Source organism: Streptomyces sp. NPDC054794, assembly GCF_053611585.1.
On the sequence record NZ_JBSHAQ010000003.1, the window covers coordinates 84,054 to 106,860 of the forward strand.

Sequence of the window (22,807 nt, forward strand, 5' to 3'; positions counted from 1 at the left end):
GGTCGCCGCTCACCCACCCGCCGCCCGGCTGAACCGCCCGCCCAAATCCCGTACACACGCGACGAGTTCATCGGGCCCCCGCACGACGAACTCGCACCCCACCATCACCAGCCGGACCGCCAGCCACTCCACGGCCTCACCGGTGGTCCCGCGCAGCACGCAGCCGCTCCCGTCCCCGTCCGGCTCCGGCTGCCCGAGCCACTCGGGCAGCCGGGAAGCGACGACGTCGGCCGCCGCGGCGAACGCGACCGTGAACTCGTACGTCTCCTGCTGCCCTTGGATGGACCGCCGCAGATACTCGACCGCCCCGCCCGTCGGCAACGGGCGCGGAGCGAACCGCGTGCCGGTCGCGAACGGCTTGGTCACCCGGTCGACGCGGAACGTACGCCAGTCGCCGCGGTCGAGGTCGTACGCCACGAGGTACCAGCGCCGCCCGGTCGACACCAGCCGGTACGGCTCGGTCAGCCGGCGCGACTCGGTCCCGTCCCCGGCCCGGTAGGCGAAGCGCAGCCGCTCGTGCCCGGCCACCGTGGACGCCATCACGGTCAGTGTCTCGGGCGCGATGCTCGCCCCGTCCCCGCTGGTCAGCGGCGTCGTCGCGGCCTGAAGCGTGGACACCCGGTGGCGCAGCCGCGAGGGCAGCACCTGCTCCAGCTTCGCCAGCGCGCGTACGGACGCCTCGTCCACCCCCGCCACCGCGTGCCCGGCGCCGGCCCGCAGTCCGACCGCGATGGCCACCGCTTCCTCGTCGTCGAGCACGAGCGGCGGCATCGCCTTGCCCGCGACCAGCCGGTACCCGCCGTCGGCGCCCATCGTCGCCTGCACGGGATAGCCCAGTTCTCGCAGCCGGTCGACGTCCCGCCGCACCGTGCGGCGGGAGACGCCGAGTCGTTCGGAGAGCTCCGCACCGGGCCATTCGCGGGGCGTCTGGAGGAGGGACAGGAGCTGCAGCAGCCGTGCCGGTGTGTCCGTCGTCATACCTTCGAGCATGCCGCAGAACTAGGACATGATCTGACCTACTGCGGTCCTACCTTTGAGCCATGACCTCCACCGAGACCCCCTCTCCCGCACAGCCCGACGCCGGTGACCGCCGGCGCTGGATCGCGCTCGCGATCGTGATGACCGCGGCGTTCATGGACCTCGTAGACGTCACGATCGTCAACATCGCCATCCCGTCGATCCAGCACGACGAGGGCGCCTCCTTCAGCCAGATCCAGTGGATAACCGCCGGCTACGCCCTCGCCTTCGCCGCCGGCCTGATCACCGGCGGTCGCCTGGGCGACATCCACGGCCGCAAGCGGCTGTTCCTCATCGGCGTCGGCGGCTTCACCCTCGCCTCGGCCCTGTGCGGCTTCGCCGCGAACCCGGAGATGCTGGTGGCCTCCCGCATCCTGCAGGGCGGGATGGCGGCGATGATGGTCCCGCAGGTCCTGTCGATCGTGCACGCCACCTTCCCGGCCCACGAGCGCGGCAAGGTCTTCGGCCTGTTCGGCGCGATCGTCGGCCTGGGCGCGGTCTCCGGTCCGCTGCTCGGCGCGCTGCTGACGGAGTGGAACCTGTTCGGGCTCGAGTGGCGGCCCATCTTCCTCATCAACCTGCCGGTCGGCGTCGTCGCCCTCTTCCTGGGCCGCCGCTTCATCACGGAGTCCAAGGCGCCGAAGGCGCTCAAGCTGGACCCCGTCGGCGTCGCGCTGGTGACGCTGGGCCTGCTGATGCTGCTCTATCCGCTCACCCGCGGCCGTGAACTGGGCTGGCCGCTGTGGGGTTACGCGTCGATGGTCGGCGCGCTCGGCGTCTTCGCGGGGCTGGTGGTGTACGAGCGGCGCAAGAGCGCGCGGGACGGCTCCCCGCTGGTCGAGCTGTCCCTGTTCAAGGTGAAGAGCTTCGCGGCGGGCATCGCCGTGCAGACGGTCTTCGGCATCGCGCTCGGCATCTTCTTCCTGGTGTGGACCCTGTACATGCAGGTGGGCCTGGGCTGGAGGCCGCTGCGGGCCGGTCTGACCGGCGTGCCCTTCTCGATCGCCGTGTCGATGGCGGCCGGAATGTCGGTCCAGAAGCTGGTCCCGCGCTTCGGCCGCAAGGTGCTGCAGGCCGGCGCGCTGGTGATGGCCGCCGGTGTCCTGATCTACATCGCGGAGTCCGAGCGGTACGGCCTCGGCATCGCCTCCTGGCAGATGGCGCTCCCGCTGGTCGTCATGGGCGCCGGCATGGGCCTGATCGTCGCCCCGCTGACGGACGCGGTGCTCTCGGAGGTGCCGCGCGAGCACGCGGGCTCGGCCTCGGGTCTCATCAACACCGTGCAGCAGATGGGCAACGCGCTCGGGCTCGGGCTGGTGTCGGTGGTCTTCTTCGGCGTCATCGACGACCGGCTGACCCGGGCCCAGGTGGGTCCGGCCTTCGTGAACGCCTTCCAGCACGCGCTGTGGTGGGTGGCCGGGGTGATGGGCGTCATCTTCCTGCTGATGTTCGCGCTGCCGAAGCGGCCCGCGCAGCATGTCGAAGGAGCCGGGGAGCTCCCGGCCGAGGACACCGCGGACAAGCAGCCGGAGCTGGTGTCCTGAGTTCCTCCTGACCTCTGGAGTTCCAGACCTCCGGACCTCCTGAGCCTCGGATCCGCCGAGCTTCGCCGGAGCACGGGCCCGGCACCCTCCCTCGGGTGCCGGGCCCTTTCGCGTGGGCCCCGTTCGGACCCCACAGGGCCAGTAGTCCGTTCATGCCCGGATTGAGCCCGAACCTGTTTACTTTCCGGACATCCGGGCGTAGTCTCGCAGTGAAACCACAGATTCGGGCATCGGTCGGAGGCAAACGGACATGTACGCACCGGAGCGGCAGCAAGAGATCCTCCGGCTCGCCCGTGACGGCGGCCGGGTGGACGTCCTGTCGCTCGCCGAGGAGTTCCAGGTCACGGCGGAAACGATCCGCCGCGATCTGAAGGCCCTCGACCGCGCGGGCCTCGTCCGCCGGGTGCACGGCGGCGCCATCCCGGCCGGACGCCTCGACTTCGAGCCGGACCTCGCCGAACGCGAGTCCACGTCGGCCGACGAGAAGGACCGCATCGCCAAGGCGGCCCTCACCGAACTGCCGACCGAGGGCACGCTGATCCTCGACGCCGGTACGACGGTCGCCCGCCTCGCCGGCGCCATCCCCCTGGAGGCCTCGCTCACGGTCGTCACGCACAGCCTGCCGATCGCGGCCCGCCTCGCCGACCACCCGGGCATCCAGCTCCACCTGGTCGGCGGTCGGGTGCGGCACCGTACGCGCGCTGCCGTGGACGCCTGGGCGCTGCGCGCGTACGGCGAGATCCGCGCCGACGTCCTCTTCGTCGCCGCCAACGGCTTCTCCACCGAGCACGGCCTGACCACCCCCGACCTCGCCGAGGCCGCGGTCAAGCGCGCCGCGGTGGCCGCCGCCCGGCGCGTGGTCCTGCTGGCCGACTCCGCCAAGCACGGCAAGGAGCACTTCGCCCGCTTCGGCGACCTGAGCGACGTGGACCTGCTGATCACCGACAGCGGGCTGAGCCCCGACGACGCGGCCGCCATCGAGCGCGGCGGCACGGAAGTAGTACGCGCATGATCCTCACCGTCACCCCCAACCCCTCCCTGGACCGCACGTACGAGGTCCCCGCGCTGGAGCGCGGTGAAGTCATCCGTGCCTCCGGCGAGCGCATGGACCCCGGCGGCAAGGGCGTGAACGTCTCGCGGGCCGTCGCGGCCGCCGGACGGCGCACGGTCGCCGTACTGCCCCTCGGTGGTGCGCCGGGAGCGCTCGTCGCCGACCTGCTCGACGCGCAGGGCATCGAGGTCGTGCCGGTCCCGGTCGCCGGGGCCACCCGCTCCAACATCGCGCTCGCGGAGGCCGACGGGGTACTGACGAAGATCAACGCGCCGGGGCCCGCACTGTCGGCGGCCGAGCAGGAACTGCTGCTGGAGACGGTGCGCGCGCAGTCGGACGACGCGAACTGGATCGCGTGCTGCGGCAGCCTGCCGAGAGGGCTCGCACCGGCGTGGTACGCCGATGTGGTCGCGCGGGCGCACGCCGACGGCGCACGCATCGCGGTGGACACCTCGGGGCCCGCGCTGCTGGAGGCGTTGTGCGAGCACCCGGACGTGGTGAAGCCGAACGCCGAGGAACTCGCCGAAGCCGTCGGGCGCCCCCTGGCCACGGTGGGCGACGCGGTGAAAGCGGCCGAGGAGTTGCGCGAGCTGGGCGCGCGCGCCGTGCTGGCGAGCCTGGGCGCCGACGGGCAGTTGCTCGTGGACGGCACGGGCACCTGGTTCGGCAGCGCACGCGTGGATGTCGTACGCAGCAATGTGGGCGCCGGCGACTCCTCGCTCGCCGGCTTCCTGATCGCGGGTGGCAGTGGGCCGGAGGCGCTCGCCTCCGCCGTCGCGCACGGCGCGGCCGCCGTCCGGCTGCCCGGTAGTGAGATGCCCGCGCCGGGCGACCTGGACCCGGCGGCGGTGACGGTCACGTCGGCGATCCCGACGGACCGTGAACTGACGGAGCCGGTGTCATGAACGCCCGTACGACCACGGCGTCCACCGCGCTCCTCGCACCGGCCGTGCGGCGGTGGGGCCACCCGTCGCCCGCCGCGGCCGTGGTCCGGCGGGGCGCCCCGAGCCGCCCCGCCGCCGGCCGGAGGCGGGGTCCTTCCGGCCCTGCCTCCGCGGACTGGCCTTCCCCCCACAGCATCCCCGTCCCCACCTCCGCCCACCCCACTCCCCGGGCGATACGCGTGCAGAGGAGCCCGCGATGAGTGACATGATCACCGCGGACCTGGTCGACCTCGACCTGTCCGCCGACACCAAGGAAGCGGCGGCACGTGCCCTCGCCCAGCGCATGGTGGCCCTCGGCCGGGTGACCGACCTGGAGGGCTTCCTCGCCGACGTGGCCGCCCGCGAGGCGCAGATGCCGACCGGCCTGGACGGCGGCATCGGCATCCCGCACTGCCGCAGCGCGCACGTCACCGAGCCGACACTCGCGTTCGGGCGCAGCGCCGCCGGCATCGACTTCGGCGCGGCGGACGGTCCTGCCGACCTCATCTTCCTCATCGCGGCCCCGGCCGGAGCCGACGACGCCCATCTGACGATCCTCTCGTCGCTGGCCCGGCAGCTGATGAACGCCGAGTTCACCGCCGCGCTGCGGTCGGTGGCCGACGCCGGGGCGGCGGCCGCGCTGATTCGCGGGGACGAGGCTCCGGAGAAGGTCAAGGCCGAGGCGGAGGCGGCTGCGGGTGCCGACGCGGGCGCGCACACCGCTTCTGACGGCGCGAAGGACGCCGCGAGCGCCCCCGAAGACACCGCTGCGGCGCCGGGGGCGGCCTCCGCCGGCGCCGCGGCGGGCAGTACGACCGGCGCGGCGGAGGCCGCCCGGGACGACGCTTCCGGCGCGGGCGAGCGGCCGTTCCGTGTCGTCGCCGTCACCTCCTGCCCGACCGGTATCGCCCACACCTACATGGCGGCCGAGTCGCTGGAGAACGCGGGCCACGAGGCCGGCGTCGAGGTCCTCGTCGAGACACAGGGCTCGGCCGGCTTCACCCGGCTCGACCCGGCCGTGATCGCGGCGGCGGACGGCGTGATCTTCGCGCACGACGTGCCGGTCCGCGACAAGGACCGCTTCGCCGGGAAGCCCACCGTCGACGTCGGCGTGAAGGCGGGCATCAACCGCCCCGCCGAACTGCTCGCCGAGGTCCGCGGCAAGGCGGAGCGCGGCGAGGTGACGGCGGCGGCGTCCGGCGGCACCCCGGTCGAGCGCGCTGGCGACTCCGCCGAGGGCTACGGCACCAAGCTCCGCAAGTGGCTGATGTCCGGCGTCAGCTACATGGTCCCCTTCGTCGCGGCGGGCGGTCTGCTGATCGCCCTCGGGTTCGCGATCGGCGGCTGGCAGGTGAACAAGGCGCCGTCGGTCATGGACCACTTCGTGTGGACCCAGACGGGCAGCTGGGGTGCCCTGCTGTTCCAGATCGGCATCGTGGCCTTCAACTTCCTCATCCCGGTCCTCGCCGGCTACATCGCGTACGGCATGGCGGACCGCCCCGGTCTCGTCCCCGGCTTCGTCGGCGGCTCGATCGCCCTCACGATCAACGCGGGCTTCCTCGGCGGTCTGGCGGCCGGTCTGATCGCCGGTGGCGTGGTGATGGCGATCCAGCGGATCGACATCCCGGCGGCGTTGCGCGGGATCATGCCGGTGGTGGTGATCCCGTTGATCTCCTCGGCGATCGTCGGATTCCTGATGTTCGTCGTGATCGGCAAGCCCATCGCCACCGCCCAGAAGGCCATGACCGACTGGCTGAACGGCCTTACGGGTGCGAACGCCATCCTGCTGGGCGCCCTGCTCGGCCTGATGATGTGCTTCGACCTCGGCGGCCCGGTCAACAAGGTCGCGTACACCTTCGCCACCGCCGGCATCGCGGTCGCGAGCCCCAGCGACTCCGCGATGAAGATCATGGCCGCGGTCATGGCGGCCGGTATGGTCCCGCCGCTGGCGATGGCCCTGGCCACGACCGTGCGCGGCAAGCTCTTCACCCAGACCGAGCGCGAGAACGGCAAGGCGGCCTGGGTGCTGGGTGCCTCCTTCATCACGGAGGGCGCCATCCCGTTCGCGGCGGCGGACCCGCTGCGCGTCATCCCGTCGGCGATGGTCGGCGGCGCGGTCACCGGCGCCCTGTCGATGGCCTTCGGTGCCACCCTGCGCGCCCCGCACGGCGGCATCTTCGTGGTCCCGCTGATCGGCAACCCGTTCCTCTACCTGCTCGCCATCGCGGCCGGCGTGGGCGTCACGACGGCACTGGTGGTCGTCCTGAAGGGCATGCGCAAGGAGAACCCGCAGGCCGCGGACGCCGGTACGACGGCGAACGCCACCTCGGCGGCCACGGAGCCGAAGCAGCCGGTCGCGGCCTAACGGCCCGCCACGGTTGTCCCTTTGGGGTGCTGTGGGCTGTTCACGGCACCTGCGAGATACGTCACGGTCCGGGACCAAAGTCCCGGACCGTGGTGTCTACTGGGGCGTATGCCTGAGCACGTCTCGATTCTCCAGCTGGTTGGCGTCGTCGGCCTGGTCCTGGTGACCGCCGCCTGGGTGATCCTCCTGAGGCACACCCGGCGCCACTCCCGCTCCGAGGCCGCCGCACGGCGCTCCGGCCGCCCCCTGCGCGCTCTCCCGCGGCAGCGCCAGGCCGGCCCCCCGATGGAATCCGTCGAACTGACCCCGGCGGAGCAGGACGCGTTCGCGGGCCTGATACGACGGCTCGACGACCGGTAGCCGAGAGCGGGCAGCCGACTCGTGTCGGAGCCCGGCGCCGAGCCGCGGCCCCCTCAGGACTGACGGGCCGCCCGCCGCTCCATGGCATCCCGCGCCGCGTCCTCCGTCACGTACACCTCGCACATGTGGCGCCCGTCGGGCGTCGCCGTGTGCTCGACCTCCCAGAGGGAGAGCTCCCTGCCGTCGCGCAGCAGGAACGCGTGCTCGTAGAGCGAGAAGCACAGCCCTATCCGGCCGGCCCGGCCCGGACGGCCGAAGGCCTGGGTGATCTGGTGCGCGAACGCCGTCGTCAGCAGGGCGGCCGTCTCCGCGCCCGGCCGGTCCGCGTTCTCCGCGCGCCGCAGGAGCCGGCGCGCGTGGTCCGCCGAATCGTCCGGCACGTACACGTGCCGCGGCTCGGGGATCGCCGAGAGCTGCATCAGCACCGGCAGTTCGAAGTCCGGCGTGTCCGGCGGGAACGGCAGCCGGGCGGTGGCCGCGCGCAGCTCTTCCTCGTCGACGTACACCTCGTGCTGCGGGTCGCTGCCCGGCGCGGTGTTGTGGACGAGCTCCCACAGCGTGACCGCCGAACCGTCCGGGAGCAGCCAGGTGTGCCGGTACGTCTCCCGGTGCAGCCCCGCGCTGTGGTGCGCGGAGTGCAGCGAACTGTCGTGCGCCAGGGCGCAGTCGAGGCGCCTTATGGCCTCGTCGGGCAGCTCGAAGGAGTTCAGGGCACGGCCGAGGAGTCGCGCGAGGTGCTCCTCCGGAGACTCGGGCGACTCGGCTGGTTCGTACGCTGCCGTCTCGTACGGAACGCTCAAGGCTTCTCCCGGCGTTGCTGCATGTCACCTTGTGGGTGCATACCGTAGCCCCTCGGTCGGACATCATGTCCGGGAACCGAGAAAACGTACGCAGGGAAAACGCGCGGGCCGCGCGAAAGGTTCCCGCGCGGCCCGACACGGAGTCAGAAATGGCCGGTCAGGCGGCGCTTGTGGCGACCCACTCGCTCCACGGCATGTTCCAGCCGTTGAGCCCGTTGTCCGGGGACACCGTCTTGTCGGGGGAGTGCTTCACGACCACGACGTCACCGATGAGCGAGTTGTCGTAGAACCACTTGCCGGTCGTGTCCCCCTGCGCGCCCTGCACGTCCTGGAGTCCGACGCAGCCGTGGCTCGTGCCCTGCCGGCCGAAGGGCGGGTTGCCCTTGTTGTACCAGTAGTTGCCGTGGACGAACGTGCCCGACTGCGTCAGCCGCATCGCGTGCGGCACGTCCGAGATGTCGTACTCGCCGCCGTAGCCGACCGTCGAGCCGTTCATGCGCGTCTGCGCGAACTTCTCGGAGATCACCATCTGCCCGTTGTACGTGGTGTGCTCCGGGCTGCCCGACGAGATCGGCACGCTCTTGAGCGTCTTGCCGTCCCGCACCACCGTCATCGTCTGCGTGTTGACGTCGACCGTGGAGACCTGGGAGCGGCCGACCGTGAAGGACACCGTCTTCTTCTGCACCCCGTAGACGCCGTTCGCGCCCTCGACCCCGTCCAGGTCGATCTTCATCGTGACCTTGGAGCCGGCCTTCCAGTAGTCCTGGGGGCGGAAGTCGAGCCGCTGCGCCCCGAACCAGTGCCCGACCACCTTCTGGCCGCTGCTGGAGGTGACCGTGATGTGCGACTGCACGCCCTTCTTGTCGGTGATCACCTTGTTGAAGTTGAACGACACCGGCATGCCGACGCCGACCGTCGTGCCGTTGTCCGGCGTGTACGTCCCGATGAAGCTGTTCGCCGACGTGACGGTGGTGAAGATGGAGTTGGCCGCCGCCGTACGCCCGCCCGCGTCCTTCGCGGTCGCCGCGATCTGGTACTTCGTCCCGCGCTCCAACTGCTCCTTCGGCTTCCAGGTGCTGCCGTCGGCGGATATCGCACCCTGCACCGCCTGCTGCGACCCCGCCACCGTCATCTTCACCTCGGTCAGCTTGCCGCCGCTGACCTTCACGCCGGTCGCGTTGATGGACGCGCTGGTCGAACCGTCCCTGGCCGAGATCACGATCTTCGCGGCGGACGTCTTCACCGAGTCCTTGCCGCCCTTGTCGTCCCCGTCCTTGGCGCTGGCGTCGCCACCGCAGGCGGTGAGGGTGAGGGCGCCGACCATCAGGGCGGCACAGGCCACCAGTGCGCGCCGCGCTGCAATGTCCGGCGTTGTCACGGGCTGCTCCAGGTTCGTGTGATGTGAGTGATCCGTTCCGATGCGTGGAGAAAGAGGGAACCGGCGCGGGGCCGGGTTCCCTCCGTTCCGCAGGAACGCCATCACGTGACAGAACCGGGACAATCCACGGCCGCGCGAGATGCCGTACTACGCCCTACCGGCCCCCGTACAACTCCCCGTACGACGGCCACACTCCGCCCGGCCCGTCCACCGACTCGGCCGCGCGCACGGCGCGGGCGATCGCGCGGGTCACGAGATCCGCGCCGGCCGCGAGGATGTCGTTGAGCGCGAGCGGCCGTTCGGCATCGAGCGGCCGCGCCCCCGTGGCCAGCGCGAACACCGTGTCCCCGTCGTGCAGCAGATGCACCGGACGAACGGCGCGCGCGATGCCGTCGTGCGCGGTGCCGGCGACCTTCTGCGCCTGCGCCTTGGAGAGTTCCGCGTCCGTGGCGACCACGGCGAGCGTGGTGTTGAGCGGCGGAGGCGCGTTCTTGGCGGCCACCTCGGCGAGGTGACGGCGTGCGGCCTCGTGGATGTGCGCCTGCGGATATCGCGCCCGCCCCTGCCACATTTCCCCGTACAGCAGGCCCGTTTCCGGATCGGTCACGGAGCCCACGGCGTTGACGATCACCAGCGCGGCCACCGTGATCCCCGAGTCGAGGACGGTGCTCGCGCTGCCGACCCCGCCCTTCAACTGCCCCGCCACGGCGCCCGTACCGGCGCCCACACAGCCCTGCGGCACCGGTGCGCCCGGTGCGCTCGCCGCAGCCGCCTCGACCGCCGCACGCCCCGTCGCCGCGTCCGGCCTGGCCCGGAAGTCCCCGCCCCGGCCCAGGTCGAAGACGCAGGCGGCGGGCACCACCGGCACCACATGCGCCGGGTCCGTCCCGACCGGGACTCCGCGCCCGTGCTCCTCCAGCCAGGCCATCACACCGGACGCGGCGTCGAGTCCGTAGGCGCTGCCGCCGGTCAGCACGACCGCCTCGACCTTCTGCACCAGGTTGCGCGGGTCGAGCGCGTCGGTCTCCTTGGTGCCGGGGCCGCCGCCGCGCACGTCCACGGCGGCGACGACACCTCCCGGCGGAGCGAGGACGACCGTGGTGCCGGTGAGCCAGCCCTCGCCGGCCAAGGTCGCGTGCCCCACCCGCAGTCCGGCGACGTCCGTCAATGCGTCAACTGTCATGGCGGACAGTCTGTCCCGGACGGGGGCGCGCGAGCAGGTGTCAGGCGGCGGGCGCGGTTGCCTTCGCACGGCGCCCGCGCGCGGCCAGACGCGCCGTCAGCGTCGTCCCGGTCACCACGGTCAGCGCCGACACGAGACCCGCCGCGAGCACCGCCCAGCGGCCGAGGAAGGTGCAGCAGATCACCAGCAGCGCCGCGGCCGGAAGCACCAGTTGCTGGGCGATGCCGATCTTGTAGTGGCGGGAGTGCAGGGCCCAGACGGTGAGCAGATAGAGGGCCGTGGGCAGGGTCACGGCCGCGGCGGCGGACAGCGTGGAGATGTGCGCCTTGCCGACCGTCTGCTCGACCGCCACCTCCAGGCCGGCTCCGATCGCGGCGGCCGACGCGAAGATCAGGTAGTGGCCGTAGCCCCACAGGAAGGCCTGCTTGCTGGAGCGCAGATGCCCGTGGATCGGCACCACGAAGTAGATCCACCAGGCGGCGAAGACGATCAGCAGACCGCCTGCCGCGATCGGCAGCAGCTCGCCCAGGGCGTCGTTTTCGTTCGCGGCCGACTTCACGGCGACCGTGGCCGCGGCGATCGTCTCGCCGAGCACGATGATCGTGAACAGCCCGTACCGTTCGGCGATGTGGTGCGGATGCCAGGTCGTGGGGTGGTGCTGCTCCGCGTACACGGGCACGCACAGCTCCGCGATCGCCATGACCAGGAACACCCAGACACGTGCGGGCTCCGGCAGCACCACGAGCCCGAGCCAGCCGACCTGGCACAGCAGCACCCCGCCCGCGTACCGCAGGGCCATCGTCCGCTCCGCGCCCTCGGCCGAGCGCGCGGCCCGCAGCCACTGCGCGACCATCGCCAGGCGCATGATCACGTACCCGAGCAGCACCAGCACGTAGTCGTGGCTCGCGAAGGCGGAGGAGACACCGGCGGCCAGCACCAGGACGCCGGCGATCTGCACCAGGGTGACGACCCGATAGAGCACGTCGTCGTTGTCGTACGCCGAGGCGAACCAGGTGAAGTTCATCCAGGCCCACCAGATGGCGAAGAACACCATCGCGTAGTTCAGGATGCCGTTGCCCGCGTGCCCCTCGGCCACGGCGTGCACCAGCTGCGAGCCCGCCTGGGCCACGGCCACCACGAAACACAGGTCGAAGAAGAGCTCCAGTGGCGAGGCGACGCGATGGGCCTCGTGGCGTCCACGCGCGGTCAGCCGACGCAGTGGTCTGTGGGACTGTGGCGCGCCCGGGGAGGCGGGCGCCGAAGCGGAACTCGACGTCATGCCTCCCAGCACAGCAGAAAATCTCACCAATATCTTCTGCAGGGACTGCCGAGCGGCGAAGGCCCGCGGTTTCCGGGGAACGGCCAGGTCCGGGGGCGTGCGCGTCCGCGTGGGCGGAGGAGGGCCGCTGCCCCGGACTCCGGCCGCCGACAGGGCCGTACCCTTGGGGCATGAGCACCGCCCCCGCACCCGAGCCGCGCGACCCCAAGGCCGCGCTGGTCTTCGACGACCCGCTGAGCCAGCAGTCCTCGGACGACACGGACCGTGGGTGGGGCGAGCGGGGCGAGCGCGACAGCGCCGCCGACCTGAAGCGCTTCCTCGACGAGAAGCCGCCCCACCACCTCTGAACCCGGTCCCACCACCTCGGAACCCGGCTCCACCACTGCTGAGCCCGGCCGTGCGGGGACTTCGCTAACGCTGGTCGTGGCCCGAGCCGCGCTGCGCGACGAGCGCGTCGCGGATCTCCTTGAGCACCTCCAGCTCGGTCACCTCGATGACCTCGTGCGTGCCCTCGCGCGCCTTCCGGCGGGCCTCCAGCCGGGACAGGTACTTCGCCATCGGCAGGACCATCAGGAAGTAGACCACCGCCGCCGTGATCACGAAGGTGAGGGCGGCTCCGAGGACCGTGCCCCACAGGATCGGGACGCCGCTCTGGATCGTCCCGTCCGGGGCCACCTTGCAGGGGTCCTCCAGACAGAAGCTGTAGCTGTCGAGGTTCTGCGTGCCGACCGCGCCGACCAGCGGGTTGATGACGCCCTTCACCACCGAGCTGACGATGTTCGTGAAGGCCGCGCCGATGACCACCGCGACGGCCAGGTCCACGACGTTGCCGCGCATCAGGAAGGCCTTGAAGCCCTGCCAGACGCTCGGTTCCTTCTTCTTCTCGCTCACCTCGGGGACTCTCCTCGCGCGTTCGGGGTGTGGAACGAAACGCTCCGCAACCTACGGCACGGCTAGGCCATCCTGTCCAGTCCCGTAGCACCATCATGCGACTTGACAGCAGATCACCGAGGAGCCGACAGACGCGGTTCAGCACAGCGTCACCGCCAGCCGGGCCGTCGCGCTCGCGCCGACCAGGCGCGCCGCGGTGGAACGCGGCACCGAGAGCACGACCAGCGCCCCGCTCTCCGCGCCGCCGTCCACGGGCTCCGGCAGCTTCGTCACCCGCGCCCCGCGCGCGATCACCCGGGCGTCGCCGCCCGTCGCCGGGTCCTCGGCGGCGACGACGTCGACCCGGTCGCCGGGACGCAGCAGCCGGACGGTGGCGGCGTCGGCGATCCGCACCGGCGCGGCCACGCTGTCGACCGCGCGATGCCGTCGTACCGGCTCAGCCACCGGATGCCCGCGCGCCCGTTCACCGCGGGGCGGGTCCGTCGTGGCGCGTGGCCCGGCCGCCACGAGCGCCGCCGCGGTGACGGCGAGACCGGCCGCCACGGCGCGCCGGCGATGCCGGACGAGCCGCTGCAGTCGATACCGTCCGCCGCGCACGCGCACCGGCGCGAAGTGCGGGATCTCGCACGTGGCCGGGGCGTCGGTGCCCAGCGGGCGCGGCGAGGGAAGGGGCGACGGGACGGGAGGGAAGGGGGACGGGGGAGAGACGGGCACGGGGAACCACCACCAGCGACGAGGAATCGGCTTGCGAGGCCACGATGAGGCCTCGCGCCGAAACGCGTCGGAGCCGGTGGGCTACCGGCGGGTTGTGGAAAACTCGCCCACGCGAACGGGGAGTTCCGTCAGGGCAGCTCGAAGCCCGGATCCATGCCGCCGAGCGCGTTCGTGCACAGGCAGTCCCGCGACTCGTTGTCCGGCAGCGCCGCGACGGCGTCGAACAGCACGCCCCGCAGCCGGTCCACGTTGGCGGAGAAGACCCGCAGCACTTCCTCGTGCGAGACGCCCTCGCCGCTCTCCGCGCCCGCGTCGAGGTCGGTGACCAGCGTCAGCGACGCATAGCAGAGCTCCAGCTCACGGGCGAGCGCCGCCTCGGGATGGCCGGTCATGCCCACCACCGACCAGCCCTGCGCCTGGTGCCACAGCGATTCGGCGCGAGTCGAGAAGCGCGGCCCCTCGACCACCACCAGCGTGCCGCCGTCCACGGGTTCCCAGTCCCGGCCGCGCGCCGCCTTCAGCGCGGCGGCCCGGCCGGCGGGGCAGTAGGGGTCGGCCACGGAGACGTGCACCACGTTCGGGATGCGGCCGTCGGGCAGGGGCATCCCGTCGAAGTACGTCTGCGTCCGGGACTTCGTACGGTCCACCAGCTGATCCGGCACGAGCAGGGTGCCGGGGCCGTACTCGGGGCGCAGTCCGCCCACCGCGCACGGGCCGAGAACCTGGCGGACGCCCAGGGAGCGCAGCGCCCAGAGGTTCGCCCGGTAGTTGATGCGGTGCGGCGGCAGGTGGTGTCCACGCCCGTGCCGGGGCAGGAAGGCGACCCGTCGGCCGGCGATCTCACCGAGGAAGAGGGAGTCGCTGGGCGGACCGTAGGGAGTGTCCACCTGGATCTCGGTCACCTCGTCGAGAAACGAGTAGAAGCCGGAGCCGCCGATTACGCCGATCTCTGCGTTCGCCATGACGAGCACATTAGCTGGCCGCGAAACCCGTCGGCGCAGGTGCCGGGCAACGCCGAAGACCCTGCCGTCGCGTGACGGCAGGGTCTTCGGTGAGGAGTATCAGGCGGCGGAGCTGCTCGCGGTGCCCGACGAGGACGAGGACGACGAGGAAGACGTAGAGGACGTCTTCGACTCGGACGAGGACGAGCTCGTCGAGGTGGTGCTCGACGACTTCGACGCGGGGCTGCTGCTCGACGAGGAGCCGCGGCTGTCGTTGCGGTAGAAGCCGGATCCCTTGAAGACAATGCCGACGGCGGAGAACACCTTCTTCAGGCGGCCACCGCAGTTGGGGCACTCGGTCAGGGCGTCGTCGGTGAACTTCTGCACCGCCTCGAGGCCCTCGCCGCACTCGGTGCACTGGTACTGGTAGGTGGGCACTGTCTTCCTCCTGGCACTCTCACTCGATGAGTGCTAACGACGATCCATAGTGACGTATTCCGGGGGATCAGTCCACCGTCACCGGCACTCGGTGACCGACGCCACGTGCCACGGTACGGGTTCGCGGCCGGGCCACCAGCCTCGAACGCAGTGCCAGCAGGGTGGCGAGGGCGAGCACGGTACCGGCCATCGGCACCAGGAATCCGGCACCGTTCCAGAACCGGTCCTCCAGCTGTCCGGCGACGGTGACGGCGGCGGCCTGGCCGAGCGCGACCGCGCCGGTCAGCCAGGTGAAGGCCTCGGTGCGGGCGCCGGCCGGGACCAGTTCCTCGACCAGCGTGTAGCCGGTGATCAGGGCGGGCGCGATGCACATGCCGACCAGGAGACCGAGGCCCGCGAGGAGGAGCACCGCGTGGGCGGTCCACAGGGCGGAGGCGGTCAGCGCGAGGGCGGTGTAGCCGAGGACGAGGCGCCGCTGCGGGGCGACCTTCCAGGCGATCGCGCCGCAGGCGATGCCCGAGAGCATGTTGCCCGCGGCGAAGGTGCCGTACAGGACGCCGTTCAGACCGGGCTCGCCGATCGACTCGGTGAACGCGGCGAGGCCGACCTGCATGCCGCCGAAGACGGAGCCGATGCCCAGGAAGGTCACGACCAGCACGCGCACGCCGGGGACGCGCAGGGCGGAGGCCTGCTTCACGCGCGCGTGCCCGTCGGCGGTCACCGGCGGCTGCGTGCTCTTCCGCGCGGCGAACAGCAGGCCGCCGACCAGCGTCAGCGCGGCCTCCGTGATCAGGCCCGCGGCCGGGTCCACGGCGGTGCACAGGGCGGTCGCGAGCAGCGGGCCGACCACGAAGGTCAGCTCGTCGGTGACGGACTCGAAGGCGGCCGCGGTGGTCATCAGCGGCGAGTCCTTGAGCTTCACGCCCCAGCGGGCCCGCACCATGGGGCCGACCTGGGGGACCGAGGCGCCGGTCGGCACGGCCGCCGCGAACAGCGCCCACAGCGGCGCGTGCGCCAGGGCGAGCGCGGTCAGGGTCAGTCCGGACAGGGTGTGCAGGAGGATGCCGGGAATCAGCACCGCGCGCTGGCCGTAGCGGTCGGCGAGCCGGCCGCTGTAGGGCGCGAACAGGGCCAGGGAGACACCGGTGGCGGCCGCGGCGGCGCCGGCGGCACCGTACGAGCCGGTGGTGTGCTGCACGAGCAGCACGATGGAGATGGTGAGCATCGCGAACGGCTGGCGCGCCGCGAAACCGGGGAGCAGGAACGTCCAGGCGCCGCGGGTGCGCAGCAGCTGGCCGTATCCCGGGCGGGGGGACGGTGCCGAGTTCTTCGACGGCTCGGAGGTGACCGTGGATTCCACGGCCCGTGCCTTTCTGCCGCCTGGTAGCGCGACCCCTTTCAGGGGCGCCGAGAGCTGTCCTCTTGCGCGGAACTGCGGTAGATACCGGCGCCCACTGTGGGGGCGTCCCGGCCGCCATACGGTCGCGCCAGCTCTGCGTCAGGCAGAGTTGGTTCGATCAGGGTGCCTTTATCGTACAGGGATCAAGGCGCGGCAGGCCTGTGAAAATGAGCACCGTGGGAGCGCTGACCTGGGATTGACGGGGGAGTGCGAACCGTGCCAAACGCACGTTCGGCGCATGCCCGCGTCACCCTCGGTACCCGCTCCCGCCGGTCACCGCCCCGCGCCGTTCGCGCCCAGCCCCAGCCAGCCGGCCAGCTTGCCGCCCTGGGCGACCGCCCGCAGGCGTCGCTCGGCGGCGTCCCGGACGGGATCCGTGGCGACCACGAGCAGCTCGTCCCCGTGGCGCAGCACGGTCGCCGGTAGAGGAACGAACGATTCCCCCTCGCGGACGACCAGCGTGACGGCGGCTCCGGCCGGCAGCCGCAGCTCGTTGACCTCGACGCCGTGCATCCGCGAGCCCTCGGGGATCGCGACGGACAGCAGATGTCCGCGCAGCCGCTCCAGGGGCGCCGACTCGATGCCGAGGTCGGCGGCCTCCGGCCCGTCGCCGAGCTCCAGCTTGCGGGCCAGCCAGGGCAGCGTCGGCCCCTGGACGATCGTGTAGACGACGACCAGGACGAAGACGATGTTGAAGATGCGGTGGCTGGCGTCGACGCCGTTCACCATGGGGATCGTCGCCAGGATGATGGGCACGGCGCCGCGCAGCCCCGCCCAGGACATCAGCGCCTGCTCCTGCCAGCGCACGCGGAACGGCGTCAGGCAGGCCACCACGCTCAGGGGGCGGGCCACCATCGTGAGTACCAGCCCGATGACGAGCGCGGGCACGATGTCGTCGCCCAGTTCGTGCGGTGTGACCAGGACGCCGAGCAGGACGAACATGCCGATCTGGGCGATCCAGCCGAGCCCGTCGGCGAACCCGCGGGTGGCGGGCCAGTGCGGCAGCTTGGAGTTGCCCATCACCATCGAGGCGAGATACACGGCCAGGAAGCCGCTGCCGTGCGCCAGCGCGCCGCCCGCGTACGCCGTGACCGCGATCGCCATGACGGCGATCGGATAGAGACCGGAGGCGGGCAGCGCCACGTGCCGCAGGCCCCAGGAGCCGAGCCAGCCCACCGCGAGCCCGATGGCCGCGCCGATGGCCAGTTCCAGCAGTATCTCGCCGATCAGCACGTACCAGTGCGGGATCGGGCCCGCCTGGGAGAAGGCGACGACCAGGATGACCACGGGTGCGTCGTTGAAACCGGACTCCGCCTCCAGCGTGCCCGTCACGCGCGAGGGGAGGGGAATTCTGCGCAGTACGGAGAAGACCGCCGCCGCGTCCGTCGAGGACACCACCGCGCCGATGATCAGAGCCTGTCGCCACTCCAGCCCGATCAGGTAGTGCGCGCCCGCCGCCGTGACCCCGACGCTGATCGCGACTCCGACCAGCGCCAGCGCGGAGGCCGCGGGCAGGGCCGGTTCGATCTCCTTCCACTTCGTGCCCAGACCGCCTTCGGCCAGGATCACGACCAGGGCCGCGTATCCGATGACCTGGGTCAGCTCGGCGTTGTTGAAGTGGATGTTCCCGATGCCGTCCTGGCCCATGAGGACGCCGATCGCCAGGTAGACGAGCAGGCTGGGGAGCCCGCTGCGGGAGGAGATCCGTACGGCCGCGACCGCGACGAGCAGGACGAGGGAGCAGACGAGCAGGAGCTGGTTGAGGTGGTCGACAGTCAGCGGCGGTTCCCTTCACCGGCTAGCGCGCGGGGGACGCGAAAGCACACGTACACAAGACCCGAGGCTGCGGGACTCCGCACCCAAGCACTTCGTTACCTTACCTAATTCTTGACGCTTTCTTGACGCTTGCCGAGGCAAGATCGAACGTCCGTCCGCGTAGGTTCCCGACTCCGCGTCAAGCGGCGCGGGGCCCTGCGCCTATGGTTGCTCCAGCACTCCAGGACCGCCTGCCGCTCGCGTTAGGACAGCAAGGACAGCGATGCCCCCCAACACCACCGCCACAACGGGTGACAAGCCCGGCAAGTCCGGCAGGAAGAAGGGGCGCAAAGCCCGACTGATCGTGCTCGTGCTGGTGCTGGCCATCATCGGGGGCGTCGCCTACGGGGCGTACTGGTCGATCAGCACCGTGCGCGCCTCCTTCCCGCAGACCACGGGAACGATCACGCTGGACGGCCTGTCGGGCCCGGTCGACGTGAAGCGGGACGGCAACGGAATCCCGCAGATCTACGCCTCGTCCGACGAGGACCTGTTCATGGCCCAGGGCTTCGTCCAGGCGCAGGACAGGTTCTACGAGATGGACGTGCGCCGCCACATGACCTCCGGGCGGCTGTCGGAGATGTTCGGCAAGGGTCAGGTCGAGAACGACCAGTTCCTGCGCACCCTGGGCTGGGACCGGATCGCCGAGCAGGAGTACGAGCACAAGCTGTCGGCGGCCACGAAGAAGTACCTCCAGGCCTACGCCAAGGGAGTCAACGCCTACCTCGACGGCAAGGACGCCAAGGACATCTCCCTGGAGTACGCGGCGCTCGGCTTCGCCAACGACTACGCGCCGGGCAAGTGGACGCCGGTCGACTCGGTCTCCTGGCTCAAGGCCATGGCGTGGGACCTGCGCGGCAACATGCAGGACGAGATCGACCGCGCCCTGATGACCAGCCGCCTCGGCCCCCAGCAGATCGCCGATCTGTACCCGGAGTACCCCTACGGCCGCAACAAGCCGATAGTCCGGGAGGGCCGGTACGACGCGGTCGCCAAGACGTTCCAGCAGGGTGGCGCCGCAAGCGGCACGACGGGCACGGCGAGCACCACGGGCACGACCGGCACCACGGGCACGACGGGGTCCTCGACCTCCGCGGGCTCCTCGACGACGGGCTCGGGCGTCACGAGCCAGCTGGCGGGCCTCTACAAGGTCCTGGACGACGTTCCGGCGGCCGTCGGCGTCAACGGCCAGGGCATCGGCTCCAACTCCTGGGTCGTCGGCGGGCGGTACACCATCACCGGCAAGCCGCTGCTGGCCAACGACCCGCACCTGTCGGCGTCGCTGCCGTCCGTCTGGTACCAGATGGGCCTGCACTGCCGCACCGTCTCGGCCAAGTGCCAGTACGACGTCACCGGCTACACGTTTGCCGGCATGCCCGGTGTGATCATCGGTCACAACGCGAACATCGCCTGGGGCATGACCAACTCCGGGGTCGACGTCACCGACCTCTACCTGGAGAAGCTCAGCAGCAACGGGTACCTGTACGACGGCAAGGTCAAGCCCTTCACGAGCCGCGAGGAGACCATCAAGGTCGCCGGCGGTTCGTCCAAGAAGATCGTCGTCCGGCAGACCAAGGACGGGATGCCCCTGCTCTCCGACCGCGACGACGAGCTCGTCAAGGTCGGCAGGAAGGCCACCGTCGACTCCGCCGCCCCCGACCGCGGTGACGGCTACGGCATCGCCCTGAAGTGGACCGCGCTGCAGCCGGGCACCTCCATGGACGCCGTGTTCGCCATCGACAAGGCGGCCGACTGGACCGCCTTCCGCTCCGCGGCGGCGCTGTTCGACGTGCCCTCGCAGAACCTGATCTACGCCGACACCGAGAACCACATCGGCTACACGCTGCCCGGAAAGATCCCCACGCGCGGGGAGGGCGACGGCTCCCTTCCGGTGCCGGGCTGGGACTCGAAGTACCGCTGGACCGGCTACATCGACCAGGACGAGCTGCCCTACGAGTACAACCCCAAGCGCGGCTACATCGTCACCGCCAACCAGGCCGTCGTCGACAAGGACAAGTACCCCTACACGCTCACCACGGACTGGGGATACGGCGCCCGCAGCCAGCGGATCACCGACCTGATCGAGTCGAAGATCAAGGGCGGCGGCAAGATCTCCACCGACGACATGCGCCAGATGCAGCTCGACAACAGCAGCGAGATCGCCAGGCTGCTGGTGCCCAAGCTGCTGAAGATCAACATCGCCGACAAGGACGTCCGCGAGGCCCAGAGCCTGCTCGAAGGCTGGGACTACACCCAGGACGCCGACTCCGCGGCCGCGGCCTACTTCAACGCCGTGTGGCGCAACATCCTCAAGCTCGCCTTCGGCAACAAGATGCCCAAGGAGCTGCGGGTCAAGGGCCAGTGCCTGTGGATGGACAAGAGCAACGACACCGGGCCCGTGGACGACGACACCAAGGTCCGCGAGTGCGGCGAGCGCGACGCCGACCAGGCGCAGCCGGACGGCGGCGACCGCTGGTTCGAGGTGGTGCGGCGGCTCATGGACGACGAGAACAGCGACTGGTGGAAGGCGCCCGCCGCGGGCACCCGCCCCAAGGCCGACAACCGTGACGAGCTGTTCGGCCGCGCCATGATCGACGCCCGCTGGGAGCTGACCGCAAAGCTCGGCAAGGACATCGACACCTGGAGCTGGGGTCGCCTGCACCGCCTGTTCCTGAAGAACCAGACCCTGGGCACCGAGGGCCCCGGCTTCCTGCAGTACGTGCTCAACCGCGGCCCCTGGAGGCTCAGCGGCGGCGAGGCGACGGTCAACGCCTCCGGCTGGAACGCCGCCGGCGGCTACGGCGTCGTGTGGGTGCCGTCCATGCGGATGGTGGTCAACCTCAAGGAGCTCGACAAGTCCCGGTGGATCAACCTCACCGGTGCCTCCGGGCACGCCTTCAGCGCCCACTACACCGACCAGACCGACAAGTGGGCCAAGGGCGAGCTCCTGCCGTGGTCGTACTCGTCGAAGGCGGTCGACGGGAGCACGAGCGACACGCTCGTCCTCAAGCCGTGAGCCGCTGACAAACATCCCGAAGAGGGCCTGCACGCGCGCGTGCAGGCCCTCTTCACCTGAACGGAAGGGGCGTCAGGTGCCCGCGAAGCGGCGCACGCCCGAGGGCGTCACCACCGCGTGCACGGGCTTGTCGTGCGCCTCCTCGGGGACGTGCGCGACGATCTCCGAGTCGTACAGGAGCACCACCAGTGCGGGGTGCGCGCCCGCACGCTCCAGGCGAGCCAGCACGCGGTCGTACGAACCTCCGCCGCGCCCCAGACGCATCCCGCGCGCGTCCACCGCCAGCCCGGGCAGGAGCACGACGTCGGCCGAGGTGACGGCGTCCGGGCCGAGGCGCTCGCCGGCGGGCTCGAAGAGTGCCATCTTCCCGCCGTGTTGGACGCGCGCGAGGGACCCCTCCCCGGCGTAGGCGCCCCAGTCCAGGTCGTTGTCCGGCAGGAGCGCGGGGAGCAGGACGCGTACGCCCCGTGCGCACAGCGCGTCCAGCAGCGGGAGTGTGCCGGGCTCGCTCTCGACGGAGACGTAGGCCGCCACCGTGCGGGCCCGCGCCAGTTCGGGCAGCTCCAGCGCACGCCCGGCCAGCGCGGCGGCGGCCTCGCGCACGTCATCCGCCGTCAACCTGTTCCTCACCGAGAGGAACTCTCGCCGCAACATTCGCTTGTCAGGCTCCGCCGTACGTCCGGTGTGATCCATGAGGTCGCTCCCGTACCCTTCCGAATGCGCTCATATGAGAGCCAATTGACCGGAGCCACAGATTCCCATCAAAGGCACCGGATAAGGTTGCGGGCATGACTCAGTCGCACCCCAGGATCAGCAAGGCTGTCATTCCCGCAGCAGGCCTCGGCACCCGGTTCCTGCCGGCCACCAAAGCCACTCCCAAGGAGATGCTGCCGGTCGTGGACAAGCCGGCGATCCAGTACGTGGTCGAGGAGGCCGTGTCGGCGGGGCTCGACGACGTGCTCATGATCACCGGACGCAACAAGCGCCCCCTTGAGGACCACTTCGACCGCAACTACGAGCTCGAATCCGCTCTCCAGAAAAAGGGCGACGCCGGTCGGCTGGCCAAGGTCCAGGAGTCCAGCGACCTCGCGACCATGCACTACGTCCGTCAGGGTGACCCCAAGGGCCTCGGCCACGCGGTCCTGTGCGCCGCCCCGCACGTCGGGCACGAGCCCTTCGCGGTCCTCCTCGGCGACGACCTGATCGACCCGCGCGACCCCCTGCTCGCGCGCATGGTCGAGGTCCAGGAGCGGCGCGGCGGCAGCGTGATCGCGCTCATGGAGGTCGCGCCCGAGCAGATCCACCTCTACGGCTGCGCCGCCGTCGAGGCCACCGAAGAGGGCGACGTCGTCAAGGTGACCGGCCTGGTCGAGAAGCCGGACGCGGCGGACGCCCCGTCGAACTACGCGGTCATCGGCCGCTACGTCCTCGACCCGCACGTCTTCGACATACTGCGCAAGACCGAGCCGGGCCGCGGCGGCGAGATCCAGCTGACCGACGCGCTCCAGCAGCTCGCGCAGGACGAGAAGGTCGGCGGCCCGGTGCACGGCGTCGTCTTCAAGGGCCGCCGCTATGACACCGGCGACCGCGGCGACTACCTGCGTGCCATTGTCCGACTCGCGTGCGAACGTGAAGACCTGGGCCCGGACTTCCGGACCTGGCTTCGCAGTTACGTAGCCGAGGAGATGTAGCA

At 71.1% G+C, this 22,807-nt stretch carries 20 protein-coding genes; 8 read left to right on the plus strand and 12 right to left on the minus strand.

The window, feature by feature from the left end; all coding sequences use genetic code 11:
- Positions 1-9: 9 nt before the first annotated feature.
- Positions 10-978 (minus strand): helix-turn-helix transcriptional regulator, encoded by a 969-nt coding sequence (locus ACWGKT_RS04070; protein ID WP_453272376.1) that lies wholly within the window; start codon positions 976-978, stop codon positions 10-12.
- Positions 979-1,040: 62 nt separating this feature from the next.
- Between ACWGKT_RS04070 and ACWGKT_RS04075 the strand changes: the two genes are divergently transcribed.
- The 5 genes from ACWGKT_RS04075 (at position 1,041) to ACWGKT_RS04095 (ending at position 7,260) form a co-directional block, all read left to right on the plus strand.
- A complete protein-coding gene (locus ACWGKT_RS04075) occupies positions 1,041-2,561 on the plus strand; it encodes an MFS transporter (RefSeq protein ID WP_453272377.1) in 1,521 nt (506 codons plus the stop codon).
- A 250-nt stretch (positions 2,562-2,811) separates the two neighbouring features.
- Positions 2,812-3,573, plus strand: coding sequence for a DeoR/GlpR family DNA-binding transcription regulator (locus ACWGKT_RS04080; protein WP_453272378.1), 762 nt, complete (start codon positions 2,812-2,814; stop codon positions 3,571-3,573).
- On the plus strand, positions 3,570-4,517 hold the full coding sequence (pfkB, locus tag ACWGKT_RS04085; protein WP_453272379.1) for a 1-phosphofructokinase: 948 nt from the start codon (positions 3,570-3,572) through the stop codon (positions 4,515-4,517). The genes ACWGKT_RS04080 and pfkB overlap by 4 nt, the downstream gene beginning before the upstream one ends.
- 235 nt (positions 4,518-4,752) lie before the next feature.
- On the plus strand, positions 4,753-6,900 hold the full coding sequence (locus ACWGKT_RS04090; RefSeq protein WP_453272380.1) for a PTS fructose transporter subunit IIABC: 2,148 nt from the start codon (positions 4,753-4,755) through the stop codon (positions 6,898-6,900).
- A gap of 108 nt (positions 6,901-7,008) precedes the next feature.
- A complete protein-coding gene (locus tag ACWGKT_RS04095) occupies positions 7,009-7,260 on the plus strand; it encodes a hypothetical protein (RefSeq protein ID WP_453272381.1) in 252 nt (83 codons plus the stop codon).
- Positions 7,261-7,313: 53 nt separating this feature from the next.
- On the opposite strand, the gene ACWGKT_RS04100 is transcribed toward ACWGKT_RS04095, so the two are convergent.
- The 4 genes from ACWGKT_RS04100 to ACWGKT_RS04115 form a co-directional block, all read right to left on the minus strand.
- Positions 7,314-8,060 carry a DUF6227 family protein gene (locus ACWGKT_RS04100; RefSeq protein WP_356145904.1) on the minus strand — a complete coding sequence of 249 codons (747 nt, stop codon included), beginning with the start codon at positions 8,058-8,060 and terminating at the stop codon, positions 7,314-7,316.
- Between the two features lie 157 nt (positions 8,061-8,217).
- Entirely contained in the window at positions 8,218-9,438 is a 1,221-nt protein-coding gene (locus ACWGKT_RS04105) for a L,D-transpeptidase (RefSeq protein WP_453272382.1), read from the minus strand.
- A 154-nt stretch (positions 9,439-9,592) separates the two neighbouring features.
- On the minus strand, positions 9,593-10,621 hold the full coding sequence (locus tag ACWGKT_RS04110) for a P1 family peptidase (RefSeq protein WP_453272383.1): 1,029 nt from the start codon (positions 10,619-10,621) through the stop codon (positions 9,593-9,595).
- Between the two features lie 40 nt (positions 10,622-10,661).
- Positions 10,662-11,900, minus strand: a complete 1,239-nt coding sequence (locus ACWGKT_RS04115; protein ID WP_453272384.1) for a low temperature requirement protein A — start codon at positions 11,898-11,900, stop codon at positions 10,662-10,664.
- 170 nt (positions 11,901-12,070) lie between these two features.
- Here ACWGKT_RS04115 and ACWGKT_RS04120 point away from each other — a divergent pair, with 170 nt between their 5' ends.
- On the plus strand, positions 12,071-12,247 hold the full coding sequence (locus ACWGKT_RS04120; protein WP_235459487.1) for a hypothetical protein: 177 nt from the start codon (positions 12,071-12,073) through the stop codon (positions 12,245-12,247).
- A 64-nt stretch (positions 12,248-12,311) separates the two neighbouring features.
- Here ACWGKT_RS04120 and mscL read toward each other — a convergent pair whose 3' ends face one another.
- From mscL to ACWGKT_RS04150, 6 genes are all read right to left on the minus strand, one after another.
- The gene (gene mscL / locus ACWGKT_RS04125; RefSeq protein WP_356145916.1) at positions 12,312-12,791 is read right to left on the minus strand and encodes a large conductance mechanosensitive channel protein MscL; all 480 of its coding nucleotides are present in this window, start codon (positions 12,789-12,791) and stop codon (positions 12,312-12,314) included.
- A 138-nt stretch (positions 12,792-12,929) separates the two neighbouring features.
- A complete protein-coding gene (locus ACWGKT_RS04130) occupies positions 12,930-13,505 on the minus strand; it encodes a hypothetical protein (protein WP_453272385.1) in 576 nt (191 codons plus the stop codon).
- Positions 13,506-13,633: 128 nt separating this feature from the next.
- A complete protein-coding gene (locus ACWGKT_RS04135; protein WP_356145922.1) occupies positions 13,634-14,467 on the minus strand; it encodes an S-methyl-5'-thioadenosine phosphorylase in 834 nt (277 codons plus the stop codon).
- Positions 14,468-14,566: 99 nt separating this feature from the next.
- Entirely contained in the window at positions 14,567-14,884 is a 318-nt protein-coding gene (locus ACWGKT_RS04140; RefSeq protein ID WP_453272386.1) for an FmdB family zinc ribbon protein, read from the minus strand.
- A 67-nt stretch (positions 14,885-14,951) separates the two neighbouring features.
- Positions 14,952-16,244 carry an MFS transporter gene (locus ACWGKT_RS04145; RefSeq protein ID WP_453272387.1) on the minus strand — a complete coding sequence of 431 codons (1,293 nt, stop codon included), beginning with the start codon at positions 16,242-16,244 and terminating at the stop codon, positions 14,952-14,954.
- A 312-nt stretch (positions 16,245-16,556) separates the two neighbouring features.
- Positions 16,557-18,062: a potassium/proton antiporter gene (locus ACWGKT_RS04150; RefSeq protein WP_453272489.1), complete on the minus strand. Its 1,506-nt coding sequence runs from the start codon at positions 18,060-18,062 to the stop codon at positions 16,557-16,559.
- Between the two features lie 259 nt (positions 18,063-18,321).
- On the opposite strand from ACWGKT_RS04150, the gene ACWGKT_RS04155 reads away from it, so the two are divergent.
- On the plus strand, positions 18,322-21,114 hold the full coding sequence (locus ACWGKT_RS04155; RefSeq protein WP_453272388.1) for a penicillin acylase family protein: 2,793 nt from the start codon (positions 18,322-18,324) through the stop codon (positions 21,112-21,114).
- 72 nt (positions 21,115-21,186) lie between these two features.
- On the opposite strand, the gene ACWGKT_RS04160 is transcribed toward ACWGKT_RS04155, so the two are convergent.
- Positions 21,187-21,768, minus strand: coding sequence for a 5-formyltetrahydrofolate cyclo-ligase (locus ACWGKT_RS04160; RefSeq protein WP_356146083.1), 582 nt, complete (start codon positions 21,766-21,768; stop codon positions 21,187-21,189).
- Positions 21,769-21,902: 134 nt separating this feature from the next.
- Between ACWGKT_RS04160 and galU the strand changes: the two genes are divergently transcribed.
- Positions 21,903-22,805 carry a UTP--glucose-1-phosphate uridylyltransferase GalU gene (gene galU / locus ACWGKT_RS04165; RefSeq protein ID WP_356145933.1) on the plus strand — a complete coding sequence of 301 codons (903 nt, stop codon included), beginning with the start codon at positions 21,903-21,905 and terminating at the stop codon, positions 22,803-22,805.
- Positions 22,806-22,807 lie beyond the last annotated feature (2 nt).